Genomic DNA, 13,559 nt, shown 5'->3' with positions numbered 1-13,559 from the left:
AAGGCGGCTAGTTTTCAGTCACGCGGCTTGTGCCGCCAAGCGGAAAGTCCTCCGAATTGAGGGTCGAAGCCGAGCTCTGCCTGGGCCGTTTTCCGCGACCGGATTTCAAGCTGAATTCAATTTGCTGCGCAGCGTCCTCGAGGGCACTCCGCGGCGATTTGTTTCCCAATAGCGCGTCGTGGATCTCTACGCCCAATGTCCTCTCGATCATCGTATATTGCGGGATATTTGGTCGTTGCCACGTATGCAGAAGATTCTTCTTCGCGAGTTGATCGACGAAACGGACGATCGGCGAACTTGCCGCCGCCTCCGGATCCGCGCTGACGGAAAAGCGCGGGGCAACTGGGAAACCGTTCTTGACGTGCGCCTTCATTGCCTCTCTCGAGGCCATCCAGGCAATGGCATCAGCCGCCAGTTCCACCCGCTCTTCCGGCAGGTTGGTTGGAATACAAAAAAGAAAGCCACCGATCGGCGAAGCGCGGGTGCCTCCTGAGCCCGATGGTTGCGGCAGATACTCCACCCGCCGCTTCACCACGGACTGAACGTCATATTCAAACCGGGCAGCCCGCATCGTCCAGAAATAGCCGAGGCTCGCTCTTCCCTTGAGGAAGACTGCAAGGGTCTGGTCCCAGGCCATTTCGAGAATCTTGGGCGGCGAAATTTCGATCAGCCGGCGCATGTATTCAAGAGCGGCAAACCCGGCGTCCGAGAGGATTGTACAAGTCAGCTCTTCGAGATCGGCTCCGTCGAGCGTAAAGCCCGATCGCGTCTTTCGTAACGATATCGCCGGCTGTCCGCACGCCCCGAGGAAAAACAGAAAACTCGATGCTATCGGCATGCCCCGCGCACCGTCCCAGACCGCTCCGAACATGCCGTCGTTTGGGGAATGGAAGCGGCGCCCGGCGGCAATTACGTCATCGAAGGTCTTGGGGAAGGGCAGTCCTGCCTCGGAGAAGAGGTCCTTTCTCGCCGCAAGAAACTCGACCGTGCAGTAGCCGGGCACTCCATAATCGTTTCCCTCCCATGTCGCGGTGGACCATATGGAAGGGTGGAAATCGAGCGGGTTTATGCCGGTCTTCTGAATATAGGTATCCATAGGCCGGATGATGCCGCTCTCCGCGAACTCGCCAAGCCACGGCATGTTGATGGCGATCACATCATAGTCTGAAACCGCTCTCGCACCGTTCTCGCGTGCGCGAGTGTAAAGCTCTGGCAGCGGCAGGAGATCGAAATTTTTGCGAGACGCGAGATTGTTGCGGAAGTCCGCCCACATGTTGCGCATCGCGGAGAAGTAGTTGTCGTCATTCAGCAGAAACCGCAACTCGATCTGCGATTCCGCGCGTTTCTGGACGAGACGCATGGGTGGAATGATCTGCGAGCCGAGCGGCGTTCCGCCGAAATAATACTCATCTTCCTCCTCGCCGGCGCGCAAACCGAGGGTTTGCGCCAGCAGGGACTTCGTCTTGCGCGCATAGGATTCGAACGAGCGCAAAAGCTGCGCGCTCGGTTGCAAGGAGAAACTCTTGCCGGTGGTGCCTTTGGCCACTTTCTGGATATAGCCGCCATCGATGAGGCGGTTTATCAATCGCATCGACGTTGCGTAGGGAAGACCGGACTCCTGTCCGAGCGTCGAGATCGAAACGGTTTGGCTTAGAATATGCGACTTGATGAGATAGGTGACGACCCGCCATATGGCATCGTCATCTGCAGGCTCAACGACGTCTCTGAAGGGGCGCCGCGTTTTTTCGATAAAGTCGATGACCCGCAGCATTTCATATTCGTTCACGTCGGCCTCCCAACCGTCGCGCGGTCGAAGATAAGGTTAACTGGCAAAGGCAAGCTTTGCCAGCCCATTCAGACAGCCTTCAGATCCCGGGGACTGGTAGTGGTGTCGCGTGCCGTCAATCCGGCCAGACGTTCATACTGTTCGAAAAGAACAAAAAAGTCCTTCTCCGCCAGCCCTTCGGCAAAGGCGGCCTCGTACTGCTGCCGGATCATCGATGCGAGATACATCGGCACGTGGTCGGACTTGGCAGCACCCAGGATGAGGTCGAAATCTTTCATCATCTGCGAAACGGAGAACGCTGGGTCGAAATTGCGATTGACGAGCAGATCCCGCTTATAGGCGATCAATGGGGAGGCGACCGCGCTTTCGCAGATAACGTTGAGCATTGTTTCGACGGAGAGATTACCCTTGAGCCCGAGTGTCAAGGCTTCGCCCAGAAGAGCGGCCGTCGCACCGACGAGGGCATTCAGCACCAGCTTGAGGTAACGGGCTTCTTCGCCCCCGCCGAGATAGAACCGGCGAGAGGAGAAGCAGGCGAGTATTGGCTCTACCTTGCGATAGGCCTCCTCAGGCCCGGAAACCATCACGGACAACATGCCGGAGGACGCCGTTACGGTGCTGCCGGATACGGGCGCCCGTAGATAGGCAACACCTTTGTTGCTGAGGGCATCATTGACCTCGGCCGACAGTTCCGGAGAGACGGTACTCATTTCGACAAGGATCTGACCGGGCTTCAGCAAGTCGGCGAGGGCCCCGGGCGACAATGTCAACGCCCGAAGAACTGCGTCGTTGGGAATGGTCAGCATGATGACATCGGCTGCTTCCGCAAGGTCCTCAAGCGAATGCGCGACATTTGCGCCCTGCGCGACCACGGAGGCCCGATTTTCGGGAAGTGGTTCATAGACCGCCAGCGCATATCCGTTTTCCAGAACGCGGCGGCTCATTGGCATGCCCATTTTGCCGATTCCGGCCCATCCCACTTTCAACGTTTCGCTCATACACAACCTTCCTTTCCAGCCAGAACAAGCTGGCCGGAGCTTTTTTAAATGCCGCTATCTCAGGGAAGAACGTACAGGCACGTGAACAAACCGACGTTTGTGTGCAGACGCACCATCCTCCCGCAAGAATAGTATCTTCGACAGAACCCGGATTGCTGCATCTAAAATATCCATTTTGGATAATTAAAGGTTTGTGGAAGCACAGGTTCATCCCTTAGCTTTCTTTCCGGATCGCACGGTGGTTCCTACGGGAGGAATATAGGCCGTCAACAAAAGAGAGTTGCCGCGGAAAACAAGGTTTTCCGTGAACGATACTTTGTTGCAGAGCGGTTTGACGAGTTTATCGGAGGAGAATCCAAAATGAAAAACAAAGCCATCGGCCTTATCGCTTCACTGGCTCTGCTCTCCAGCACAGTTTCGACATTCGCAGACACGTACGCAGGTGTTCCCAGAACCTTCCTGTTCAATCCGTCGCTCGATGTCTGCTTCAAGGATACGGCGGAGTTCAAGAAGGAAGGTCCGTACACGATCGGCTTCTCGAATGCCGGCCTCGGCGATAGCTGGCGCGTAGTGATGCTGCATTCGATGGAAAAGGCCGCCGCCGAGCACAAGGATCAGATCAGTCATCTGCTCATCACCGATGCCGGTCATGACGACGCCAAGCAGGTGTCGGACATTCAGGATCTGATTTCACAGGGCGTCGATCTGCTCATCGTCAGCGCCAACACGGAGCAGGCTGTCGATCCGGCCGTGTCGCGCGCAATGGAGCAGGGGATTCCGGTGGTCATGGTCGATCGCCGTGTCTCCTCCGACAACTTCGTCACCTTCGTGACGGCGTCCGACGCGATGATGGGACGTCTGTTCGGACAATGGATCGCCGAAAAGCTGCATGGCAAAGGTAATATCGTAGTTCTCGGCGGCCAGGCAGGCTCGAGCCCCAACGAGCTGCGCGTCAAGGCGGCAAAGCAGGTGCTCGACCAGTATCCGGACATCAAGATCCTCGATACCGTCTATTCCGACTGGAGCCCGGTCAAGGGCAAGCAAGTCATGCAGGCCGTAATTGCAAAATACGGCAAGAGCATCAACGCCGTGCTGTCGACCCATGGGCTGCAGACTCCAGGCTCGATCGAAGCGTTCCTCGAAGCCGGCTTCAAGCCTGGCGAGATTCCGCCGCACACCACCTCGGACGTCAATGGGCCCCTGCAGCTGGCTCTCAAATACAAGGTTCCGATGCTTGAGGTCGGCTATCCGCCGGCCATGGGCGGTACGGCGATCGACGTCGCGCTGAAGGTGCTTTCTGGCGCCAAGGTACCCTGCACCTACGAAATCAACGCGCAGATCGCGACGACCGATGGTGACGAAACCCCTTCCATCCGTCCCGATTTGCACATCAAGGACATGGTGTTGCCGAATGCACCGGCGGACATGCTGGTAACGGGCGGCATGGGCCCCGACTACAATCCGTCGACCTTCAAAGTCGACTATCCGCAATAAGTCCTCCCAGGACACGGCGGGGCGACAGGTGCCCCGCCGGCTTCACAATTGCGAGGAAGAGATATGTTGTCACTGACGGGAATCTGCAAATCCTTTCCCGGCGTCAATGCGCTCACAGACATGGGGCTCGATGTTCGCGCCGGTGAAATTCACGCGCTCGTAGGCGAAAACGGCGCCGGAAAATCGACGCTGACGCGCGTCATCGCCGGGGTCCACCAGCCGGACACGGGCACCATCACCTTCGACGGCAAGGCGGTCAAATGGGCCAAGCCCCGAGAGGCCAAACAGGCCGGAATACACGTGATTTATCAGGAGTTCGTGCTCTTCCCGCATCTGAGCGTCGCTGAGAATATCTTCATCGGCCACGAGCGCCGGAATCGCCTGGGCCTGATCGACCACCGCAAGGCGGCCGCCGACGCCAAGGACCTTCTCGCCCGCTTCGGCCTGGACCTCGACCCGAAGGCGCTGGTGAAGGACCTGTCGGTCGCAGACCAGCAGATGGTCGAGATTGCCAAGGCGCTCGTCCACGATGTCAAGCTGCTGATCCTCGACGAACCGACCGCCGTCATCTCCGGGCATGAAGTCGAAGTGCTCTTTGCTCGTCTCCGTTCGCTGCGCGACGCCGGTGTCGCAATCATCTACATCTCCCACCGCCTGGAGGAGATCTTTGCACTTTGCAATCGCGTGACGGTGCTGAAGGACGGCCGATACGTCGGGACGCGCGATATTGCGAATGTCAATCGCGACGAGCTTATTTCCATGATGGTCGGCCGCTCGCTCGTGGAGCTCTTTCCGCCGCGCCGCCAATTGCCGGCGGATCGCCCCGTGGTCCTCGATGTGAAGAATGTCTCGGTTCCCGGCCGGGTGCGTAACGCATCCATCACGTTGCGTGCCGGCGAAATCACCGGGCTTGCGGGTATGGTGGGTGCGGGCCGATCGGAACTCGCATTCGCCATATTCGGCGCGCTGGAGAAGTCGGATGGCGAGGTCATTTTGGACGGCAAGGATATCTCCAGAATCAGTCCCTCGCGTGCGATCGCTGCGGGTATCGGCCTCGTGACCGAAGATCGCAAAGGCCAGGGGCTCGCGATGCAACTCGACATCGCAGCCAATGTCACGGCTTCGACCCTGCCAAGCGTGACCCGGCTTGGCCTTGTCGACCGCCGCCAGGAAGACGAAATCGCAAAGCGTGAGATCAGCAACTACCGCATAGCCTGCCGTGGTCCGTCGACAGCGGTGTCGCTGATGTCGGGCGGCAACCAGCAGAAGGTCATTCTGGCCCGCTGGGCGCGCACCAGCACGCGCGTCCTCATTCTCGACGAGCCGACACGCGGCGTCGACGTCGGTGCAAAAACGGAAATCTACCGCATCATCCAGGAACTTGCCGACCGCGGCATCGCGATCCTGATGATCTCCTCGGAGCTGCCGGAAATCGTCGGCTTGTCCGATAGCGTCTTCGTCATGCGGGAAGGCGAGATCGTCGGTTCGCTCGACGCGGATGCGATCAGCGAAGAAGCGGTAATCGCCCTCGCGACCCATCAACTTGCAGCGTGAGGTGGGACAATGAACAGCTCTTCCATCAAACTTGGATCCATCTTCAACAGTTCGCGCGCGGCTATTGCCGTCGTCATCGCGCTGTTGGTCATCCTCTTCGCAACCGGTGTCCTGGTCTCTGACCGCTTCGGCACGACGAGAAACATTTTCAACGTCTACGAGCAGTCGACAGGTCTCGCGCTTGTCAGCCTCGGGCAGACGCTTGCCGTTCTGACCGGCGGCATCGACCTTTCCGTCGGTTCGGTCATCAGCCTCGCCTCGATGCTCACCTCCGGATTGATCAATGGCGACCAGAGCATGGTCGTGCCGGTGATCGCAGCCGTTCTCCTTCTCGGTATCCTCATCGGTGCTGTGAATGGAGGCGTCATCATCGTGACTGGCGTGCACCCGCTGATCGTCACGCTCGGCACAGGTGCGATCATCCAGGGCGTCGCCCTGCTGTATGGGCTCGGTCCCATCGGCAAAGTTCCGAAGGGTTTCGATTATTTCGCCTACGGCCGCCTGCCGGGCGGACTCTCGATCGGCGCTACCTTCGCCGTCGTCCTGTCCCTTCTGGCCGCGTTCCTTCTCGTGAAAACCAGGCTAGGTCGCTACATCTATGCGGTTGGCGACGACCCCCATGCGGCGACGTTGATGGGGCTGCCAAAGACGCGCGTGATCCTGTTGGTCTATATGCTGTCGGGCCTGTTTGCCGCACTGACCGGTGTTTATCTGGTCAGCAGATTCGGCGTTGGCCAGCCTTACACAGGGGCCAACTACACGCTCGCGTCGATCACTCCTGTCGTCGTCGGCGGCACGATGCTGGCGGGCGGCCGCGGCGGCGTGATGGGCACGCTGCTCGGCGTCTATCTCGTGTCGCTGCTCAACAATCTTTTGAACTTCCTCGGCGTGTCGACGCACATCCAGCTCGTCGCGCAGGGATTGGTCATCATTGCCGCCGTTTCCGTCTACGTGGAAAAGAGGAGGATAGCCTAATGGCCATCGCTAAAGTTAACGAGGCGATCAGTACGTCGAGGTCCCCCGTCGGAATTCGCGCAGGTGATATCGGCAGGAAGTACGGAATCTACCTGTTTCTGCTTGCGGCCATTCTTCTGACGACAGCAGTAAGCCCGGCCTTTCTGAGCCCTGCCAACGTCTCGAACATGTTGATGCAGCTAGCGCCGCTCGCCATCGTCGTGATCGGCCAGACCTTCGTCATCCTTGTCCGCGGACTGGATCTTTCGGTCGCCTCCGTCATGGCGACCGCGGCGGTCATCGCGACCAGCTTCAACGGCCAGAACAGCGATGCACTACTCATCCTGCTCGCCTGCGTGGCCATGGGTGGTGCGACCGGCATTACCAACGGCATCCTGGTGACGAAACGCAATGTTTCGCCGTTCCTGGCGACGCTCGCAACGATGATCGTTCTTCAGGGACTTCGCTTTGCGGCAACCCAGGGAGCCCCCTCGGGCAATGTGCCACCGCTTTATAGATCGCTCGGCTCCGAAACCCTGTCCGGCGTGCCTTACAATCTCTTGGTCATGGCGGTGCTGGCGATCTTCTTCGCAATCCTGCTCCATCGCGCCGCATTTGGCCGGCGCGTCTACATCACCGGCGGAAATCCGATCACGGCGCGTCTCGTCGGCATCTCGGCCGACCGTGTGATCATCCTCTGCTACATCATCTGCGGTGTCCTAGCGGCGGTTGCGGGACTCCTGCTGTCCGGCTTCGTCGGAGTCGTCGACAATTTCGTCGGACGCGGCTTCGAGCTCGACTCGATCGTCGCAGCTGTCATGGGCGGCGTCGCCCTCTCGGGAGGAAGAGGGACGATTCCCGGGGCGCTCGCCGGCGCGGCGATCCTGGTCGTCCTTTCAAACGCGGTGGTCATGGTCGGCATGCCCGTCCAGCTGCAAATTATCGTCAAGGGCATCGTCATCATCGTGGCCGCCAGCCTCTACGTTCGAGCGGTTCGGTAATCAAAAGAGAAAGGGAGGTCCAATGAGCGGATCAGTCAACAACAAGGTCGTCATCGTGACCGGCTCCGGCCGTGGCATCGGAGCCGGTATCGCCGCCGACCTGGCTGCAAAGGGCGCCAAGGTCGTTATCGCCGATCTGAACGCCGATGCGGCGCAGCAGACCGCATCGAAAATCGCCTCGGACGGTGGAAGCGCGATTGCGCTCACCGTCGATGTTTCCAACCGCGACAGCGTTCAAGCGCTGATCGGCGAAACAGTGTCCCATTTCGGGCGGCTCGACGTCATGTTCAACAATGCCGGTATCAGCCAGACATGCCCGTTTCTGGAGGTCACCGAAGCAGACTTCAATCGGATCATGAAGATCAATGGTCTCGGCGTCCTGATCGGAACGCAGGAAGCAGCCAAGCAGATGATCAAACAAGGTCACGGCGGCAAGATCATCAACACGTCATCGATCGCCGGCAAGCAGGGCTATCCCTTGTTTGCGCATTATTGTGCTTCAAAATTCGCAGTCGTGGCGATCACGCAGGCTGCCGCCCGTGCGCTTGCCGAACACAAGATCACCGTCAACTGCTTCGGCCCGGGCGTCGTTGCGACGGAACTCTGGCAGCAGCTCGACCGGGAGTTCATGGAGCATGGCCTGACCTCCAAGCCGGATCAGGCGATCAACGAGTTCTCGCAATCGATTCTGCTCGGCCGTGTGTCCGTTCCAAAGGACATTGCCGGCGTGACGACCTTCCTGGCGTCCGACGCCTCGGACTACATCACCGGCCAGACCGTCATGGTCGATGGCGGCATGGTTCTGATCTAAAACAGGCATCAGGGAGGAAGACATGGTACGCTTGGCCAACAAAGTCGCCATCATCACCGGCGGAAGCACGGGCATCGGCGAAGCGACTTGCTACCGCTTCGCTGAGGAGGGCGCCAAGGTCGCGATCTTCGATGTCAGCGCCGAACAGGGCACGCGGGTCGCGCAAGCTATCAAGGACAAGGGCGGCGAGGCCGTCTTCCACAGGGTGGACGTCTCCAACGAGAATGACGTCGCACCGGCGATAGCCGAGGTCGTCGGCGCATGGGGCAAGCTCGACATTCTCGTCAACAACGCTGCCGTTACCGGCGTCAACAAGCTCGCCCATGAGGTGACGGTCGACGAGTGGGATCGCATCTTCGCGATCAATGTGCGCGGCGTCTTTCTCTGCACCAAGCACGCGGTCAAGCCGATGATGGCGGCGAGGGCGGGATCGATCGTCAACTTTTCGTCGATCTACGGCTTGATCGGCAATGACGACCTTCCTCCCTATCACGCGACCAAGGGCGCGGTTCTTGCCATGACGAAGACCGATGCGGTCTGCTATGCGCCGCACGGCATCCGCGTGAATGCCGTCCATCCCGGCTCGACGAAGACGCCGCTGTTCATGAAGGCCGGCGAAACCTATCCCGGCGGCCTCGATCATTATCTCGAAATGATGAAGGCAAAGCATCCGCTGACGCTTGGTGAGCCCGTCGATGTCGCCAACTGCGTCCTCTTTCTGGCTTCTGACGAAGCCCGTTTCGTGACAGGCAGCAGCTTGGTCTGCGACGGCGGCTACACCGCGCAATAACTCAGAAAGGCATGGCAATGAAAGCTGTACGATACTACTCGAAGAAAGACATCCGCGTTGAGGACGTGCCCGCGCCGAGCGGACCACTCGGGGACGACATGGTCCTGATCGAACCTCTCGTCTGCGGCATCTGCGGAACCGACCTGCACGAATATATCGCTGGCCCGATCGTCACTCCGGCCACGCCGCACGTCTACTCGGGCGCGACGCTGCCGCAGATCCTCGGCCACGAATTTTCCGCCCGTGTGCTCGAGGTCGGCAAGAATGTCACGCATGTCCAGCCGGGTTCGCGTGTTTCTATCCAGCCGCTGATTTCGCCTCGTGACGACTATTATGGCCGCCGCGGCCTCTTCCATCTCAGCGAAAAGATGGCCTGCGTCGGTCTGTCTTGGGACTGGGGCGGCATGGGCGAACGCGCCGTCGTCAACGGTTACAACGTCTTCCCGGTACCGGATACCGTTTCCGATATTCAGGCAGCAATGATCGAGCCGGCGGCGGTGGCACTCTATGGCGTCGACCGCGGCGGTGTCACGAGCGGCAGCAGCGTTCTGGTCTCCGGCGTTGGTCCGATCGGAGCGCTGGTCCTGCTGGCAGCCAAGGCGGCCGGGGCCACGAAGATCTTTGTGTCCGAACTCAATCCCAACCGGCGCGCACTGGCGCGAAAGCTCGTTCCCGAAGCGATCGTTTTCGATCCCCGCGAAACGGATACCGAGAAGCTTTTCCGCGACGAGACGGAGGAGGGTGTCGGTGTCGACGTCGCGCTGGAATGCGTCGGCGCGGAAGCCTCCCTTAACCTCTGCGCAAAGGCCGTCCGCCGCCAGGGGACTGTCGTTCAGGTCGGTCTTCATGTGAAGCCTGCAGCGATCGACGCAATGCTATGGGCTCTCAAGGATATCACTGTCGAAGCGACCTGGTGCTATCCGGTACAGATCTGGCCACGCATCGCTGCGATGATTGGCGCCGGCATCTTCCCGGTCGAAAAGATCGTGACGGCGGAAATCGCGCCGGAAGACGTCGTTGAAAAGGGCTTCGAAGCACTGCTCGATCCCAAGGCGTCGCACATGAAGATCCTCGTCAACATGAAGGCCTGATCATGAAGAACCCGATGGATATTAGTGGGCGCAAGATCCTGGTCACCGGCGCGGCCGGCGGAATCGGCAGCGCCGCCTGCCGTTATCTGGCCTCGCTGGGCGCGACGGTGATAGCAGCCGATCGTGACGCCTCGGTCGAAAAGACTCGCGACGAGATCCGCGCTGCGGGAGGCAAGGCGGAGAGCGTCGTCTTCAACGTCGCCGACAAGAATTCTGTCGAGGCGGCCGCGGCGAGCGTCCGTGAGGGTTTCGGGCCGTTGGACGGGATCTTCGCCAATGCCGGCATGTCGTATGAACGGCCTGCCCTGGATCACAGCGAGGCGGATTGGCGCACTGTGATGTCGGTGAATCTCGACGGCGTCTTCTGGACCGTCCAGGCTTTCGGCCGATCGATGATCGAAGCCGGGAAGGGGGCTATCGTCATGACGGCTTCCATCGCCGGTGTGAAGGCGGTGCGGCCGGAACTGCATGTCGGCTACGACGTGTCCAAAGCAGGTGTTGCCCACATGTGCCGCGTCCTTGCCGCCGAGTGGGCAAAATCGGGCGTGCGCGTCAACGCTGTCGGGCCTGGCTACACCGATACCGTCATGCTGGCCGAAGTCGGCCGGACTCAGCCTGCGGTCATGAAGCAATGGATGGACGACACTCCGGTCGGCCGTCTGATCAAGCCGGAGGAGATCGCTTCCGCTGCCGCCTTCCTTCTGTCCGACGCGGCGAGCGGCATCACCGGGCATCTGCTGATGGTTGACGGCGGCTATTCGATCGCCTGATTTTTCGAAAGGAATTCCCATGCACTATATCGTTCATTGCCTCGACCACGAAGGCGGCGTCGAAAAGCGCCTCGCCAACTACGACGCCCACAAGGCCTATCTCGCCAGCGCCTCGACCAAGACCGTCATCTCCGGGCCGCTTCTGGCCGATGACAACGAGACCATGATCGGCTCTCTCTTCCTTCTCGAGGCTGACAGCAAGGAAGAAGTCGTCGCGTTCAACAAGGCCGATCCCTTCACGAAGGCGGGTGTCTGGAAGACCGTCAATATCCACCCCTTCAGCAAGCGGGTGGACAATCGATGACGATGATTGAGGAAAGGCCAGTCATCGCCGCCCTCGTAGGTCTCGGCTGGTGGGGCAAGAAGATGGCAAGCCTCGTCAATAGCGGCGGGGCGGAGATGCATTTCGTTCGCGGCATCGACCCGAATCCGGAGACGGAGGCCTTTGCGAAAGAGACCGGCCTGCAGTTCTCCACCGATCTTGCCGAAGCGCTCGCCGATCCGAACATCGAGGCGGTGGTGCTCGCCACGCCGCATTCGCTCCACCAGCAACAGATCGCCCAGGTAGTCGCGGCCGGAAAGCATGTCTTCTGTGAAAAGCCGCTGGATCTGACGCGCGCCGGCGCCGAGGCCTCGGTTGCGCTATGCAGGAGGGCGGGCGTCGTCCTCGGCATGGGTCATGAACGCCGCTTCGAGCCGCCGATCGCCGAAATCCTGGCGGCGGCCGGTGAAGGAAGGCTCGGTCGTTTGTTGCAGATCGAAGCGAATTTCAGCCATGACAAGTTCCTTGGCCTCGATCCGTCGAATTGGCGGTTGAAGGCTGACCAGGCACCGGCAGGCGGCATGACGGCGACCGGAATTCATTTGACGGACCTTGCCGTCAAGCTGATGGGACCGGCAAAGGATGTTCGGGTGATTTGCGAAAACCTTGCCTCGCAAATACCCCAAGGTGACACGATGAGTGCTCACATCCGCTTCGGAAACGGCGGGTCGGCCTATGTCTCCGCCACGCTCGCCACCCCCTTCGTCTCCCGCTTTGCCGTCTACGGCACGCTCGGATGGATCGAGGTGCGCGACAAGGCGCATGTCGAAGCGCCCGATGGCTGGGTGGTGACGGAAGGGTGGAAGGACAAACCGATCACGGTGCGGGAAGTCGCACCTGCCGAGCCGGTCCGCGACAACCTGCGAGCCTTTGCACGGGCCGTGCGCGGCCAAAAGGACTATCCGATCACCGGCGAGGACATGATCAACAATATCGCATTGCTGGAGGCGATCGTTCGGTCGGCCCGCACCGGCGCCCTGGAACAGGTTTGAGGAGGACGACATGAAGGCTCTGGTTTTCGAAGCGCCGGAAAAACCGGTCATCGTGGAGACGGCCATGCCGGAAATCTCCCCGAACGAGGTGCTGGTACGCACGCGGGCAGTCGGCATCTGCCACTCCGACTACGAATTGCTGGCGGGGCGCTACATCATCCCGATCTCCTATCCCGTGACGCCCGGCCATGAATGGAGCGGCGAGATCGTCGAAGTCGGGCGCAACGTGACGGGATTCCGTAAAGGGGACCGCGTAGTCGGCGAATGCGTCGTGCGCACGCCCGAGCGCCTGCATCATTTCGGCTTTTCGCTGAGCGGTGCTGATCGCGAGTTTTTCGCCGTCAATCCCGAGTGGCTTCACAAGCTTCCCGATGCGGTCGATGACAAAAAGGCGGCGTTGATCGAACCCTTTACCTGCGGCTTTTACGCAGTCCTGCGTTCGGGCGGCACGAATGCCAGCGAAACCGTCGTGGTGTCCGGCGGGGGTACGATCGGACTGGTCTCGGCCGCCGCGGCAATCGGCATGGGCGCCCGCGTAATCGTCGTCGACCCGCTCGCGTCGCGTCGCGAGGTCGCGAAAAAGCTCGGAGCCGATGTCGCCATCGATCCGACGGATGGTGGCGCGGCCGAAAAAATCCTCGACCTCACGGGCGGAAACGGCGCCGATCTCGTGATCGAAGCATCCGGGCATGACGCGTCGCTGGCCGCCGCCTTCGACTACGCTCGCGAAGACGGTCGCATGTCGATGGTCGGCATTAACATCGGCCGCAAGGTGCCCGCGGTTCTCGGGCAGATCCAGATGAAGAATCTGACCGTGCGCGGATGCATCGGATCGCCAGGCGTCTGGCCTGCCGCCATCCGCTTCCTGGAAAGAACCGGCATCGATTTGTCGCCGATCCAGACGCATGACTTTGCTCTGACGGAAGCGGTCGAGGCCTTCGCCTTCGGGCAGGACCCGACGAAAAGCATCAAAATCACTCTGTTGAACGGTTAAAA

Annotated in this window: 13 protein-coding genes; 11 read left to right on the top strand and 2 right to left on the bottom strand. The window is 60.2% G+C overall.

What is annotated here, in order from left to right; genetic code table 11:
- Positions 1-7: 7 nt before the first annotated feature.
- Positions 8-1,786 (bottom strand): extracellular solute-binding protein, encoded by a 1,779-nt coding sequence (locus ACPYOJ_RS10590; protein ID WP_481416213.1) that lies wholly within the window; start codon positions 1,784-1,786, stop codon positions 8-10.
- 68 nt (positions 1,787-1,854) lie between these two features.
- Positions 1,855-2,784: an NAD(P)-dependent oxidoreductase gene (locus ACPYOJ_RS10585; protein WP_481416212.1), complete on the bottom strand. Its 930-nt coding sequence runs from the start codon at positions 2,782-2,784 to the stop codon at positions 1,855-1,857.
- A gap of 360 nt (positions 2,785-3,144) precedes the next feature.
- Between ACPYOJ_RS10585 and ACPYOJ_RS10580 the strand changes: the two genes are divergently transcribed.
- The 11 genes from ACPYOJ_RS10580 to ACPYOJ_RS10530 all read left to right on the top strand — a co-directional run bounded on the left by ACPYOJ_RS10580 (position 3,145) and on the right by ACPYOJ_RS10530 (position 13,557).
- On the top strand, positions 3,145-4,278 hold the full coding sequence (locus ACPYOJ_RS10580) for a substrate-binding domain-containing protein (RefSeq protein ID WP_481416211.1): 1,134 nt from the start codon (positions 3,145-3,147) through the stop codon (positions 4,276-4,278).
- A 63-nt stretch (positions 4,279-4,341) separates the two neighbouring features.
- Complete coding sequence (locus ACPYOJ_RS10575; RefSeq protein WP_481416210.1) at positions 4,342-5,832, top strand: sugar ABC transporter ATP-binding protein; 1,491 nt, start codon at positions 4,342-4,344, stop codon at positions 5,830-5,832.
- A 9-nt stretch (positions 5,833-5,841) separates the two neighbouring features.
- A complete protein-coding gene (locus tag ACPYOJ_RS10570) occupies positions 5,842-6,807 on the top strand; it encodes an ABC transporter permease (RefSeq protein WP_481416209.1) in 966 nt (321 codons plus the stop codon).
- Entirely contained in the window at positions 6,807-7,787 is a 981-nt protein-coding gene (locus tag ACPYOJ_RS10565; protein WP_481416208.1) for an ABC transporter permease, read from the top strand. The genes ACPYOJ_RS10570 and ACPYOJ_RS10565 overlap by 1 nt, the downstream gene beginning before the upstream one ends.
- Before the next feature lie 22 nt (positions 7,788-7,809).
- Positions 7,810-8,598 (top strand): glucose 1-dehydrogenase, encoded by a 789-nt coding sequence (locus tag ACPYOJ_RS10560; RefSeq protein ID WP_481416207.1) that lies wholly within the window; start codon positions 7,810-7,812, stop codon positions 8,596-8,598.
- A gap of 22 nt (positions 8,599-8,620) precedes the next feature.
- On the top strand, positions 8,621-9,388 hold the full coding sequence (locus tag ACPYOJ_RS10555; protein ID WP_481416206.1) for an SDR family NAD(P)-dependent oxidoreductase: 768 nt from the start codon (positions 8,621-8,623) through the stop codon (positions 9,386-9,388).
- 17 nt (positions 9,389-9,405) lie between these two features.
- Positions 9,406-10,479, top strand: coding sequence for a zinc-binding dehydrogenase (locus tag ACPYOJ_RS10550; RefSeq protein ID WP_481416205.1), 1,074 nt, complete (start codon positions 9,406-9,408; stop codon positions 10,477-10,479).
- Positions 10,480-10,481: 2 nt separating this feature from the next.
- Entirely contained in the window at positions 10,482-11,249 is a 768-nt protein-coding gene (locus ACPYOJ_RS10545; RefSeq protein WP_481416204.1) for an SDR family NAD(P)-dependent oxidoreductase, read from the top strand.
- A gap of 19 nt (positions 11,250-11,268) precedes the next feature.
- Positions 11,269-11,553 carry a YciI family protein gene (locus tag ACPYOJ_RS10540; protein WP_481416203.1) on the top strand — a complete coding sequence of 95 codons (285 nt, stop codon included), beginning with the start codon at positions 11,269-11,271 and terminating at the stop codon, positions 11,551-11,553.
- Positions 11,550-12,563 (top strand): Gfo/Idh/MocA family protein, encoded by a 1,014-nt coding sequence (locus ACPYOJ_RS10535; protein ID WP_481416202.1) that lies wholly within the window; start codon positions 11,550-11,552, stop codon positions 12,561-12,563. Before ACPYOJ_RS10540 ends, ACPYOJ_RS10535 begins: the two co-directional genes overlap by 4 nt.
- Before the next feature lie 10 nt (positions 12,564-12,573).
- Positions 12,574-13,557: a zinc-dependent alcohol dehydrogenase gene (locus tag ACPYOJ_RS10530; protein ID WP_481416201.1), complete on the top strand. Its 984-nt coding sequence runs from the start codon at positions 12,574-12,576 to the stop codon at positions 13,555-13,557.
- The last annotated feature ends 2 nt before the right edge of the window (positions 13,558-13,559 follow it).

The organism is Rhizobium sp. SVR5-9E (genome assembly GCF_056755095.1).
The sequence above is the reverse complement of the archived record's forward strand: the minus strand, read 5'-3'. Positions and strand labels throughout refer to the sequence as shown.

Excerpts from the sequence above, each read along its gene's own strand:
- ACPYOJ_RS10555 (WP_481416206.1), top strand. The coding sequence starts at position 8,621 with ATGGTACGCTTGGCCAACAAAGTCGCCATCATCACCGGCGGAAGCACG.
- ACPYOJ_RS10585 (WP_481416212.1), bottom strand. The coding sequence starts at position 2,784 with ATGAGCGAAACGTTGAAAGTGGGATGGGCCGGAATCGGCAAAATGGGC.
- ACPYOJ_RS10530 (WP_481416201.1), top strand. The coding sequence starts at position 12,574 with ATGAAGGCTCTGGTTTTCGAAGCGCCGGAAAAACCGGTCATCGTGGAG.
- ACPYOJ_RS10550 (WP_481416205.1), top strand. The coding sequence starts at position 9,406 with ATGAAAGCTGTACGATACTACTCGAAGAAAGACATCCGCGTTGAGGAC.
- ACPYOJ_RS10565 (WP_481416208.1), top strand. The coding sequence starts at position 6,807 with ATGGCCATCGCTAAAGTTAACGAGGCGATCAGTACGTCGAGGTCCCCC.
- ACPYOJ_RS10575 (WP_481416210.1), top strand. The coding sequence starts at position 4,342 with ATGTTGTCACTGACGGGAATCTGCAAATCCTTTCCCGGCGTCAATGCG.
- ACPYOJ_RS10540 (WP_481416203.1), top strand. The coding sequence starts at position 11,269 with ATGCACTATATCGTTCATTGCCTCGACCACGAAGGCGGCGTCGAAAAG.
- ACPYOJ_RS10545 (WP_481416204.1), top strand. The coding sequence starts at position 10,482 with ATGAAGAACCCGATGGATATTAGTGGGCGCAAGATCCTGGTCACCGGC.
- ACPYOJ_RS10580 (WP_481416211.1), top strand. The coding sequence starts at position 3,145 with ATGAAAAACAAAGCCATCGGCCTTATCGCTTCACTGGCTCTGCTCTCC.
- ACPYOJ_RS10535 (WP_481416202.1), top strand. The coding sequence starts at position 11,550 with ATGACGATGATTGAGGAAAGGCCAGTCATCGCCGCCCTCGTAGGTCTC.
- ACPYOJ_RS10560 (WP_481416207.1), top strand. The coding sequence starts at position 7,810 with ATGAGCGGATCAGTCAACAACAAGGTCGTCATCGTGACCGGCTCCGGC.
- ACPYOJ_RS10570 (WP_481416209.1), top strand. The coding sequence starts at position 5,842 with ATGAACAGCTCTTCCATCAAACTTGGATCCATCTTCAACAGTTCGCGC.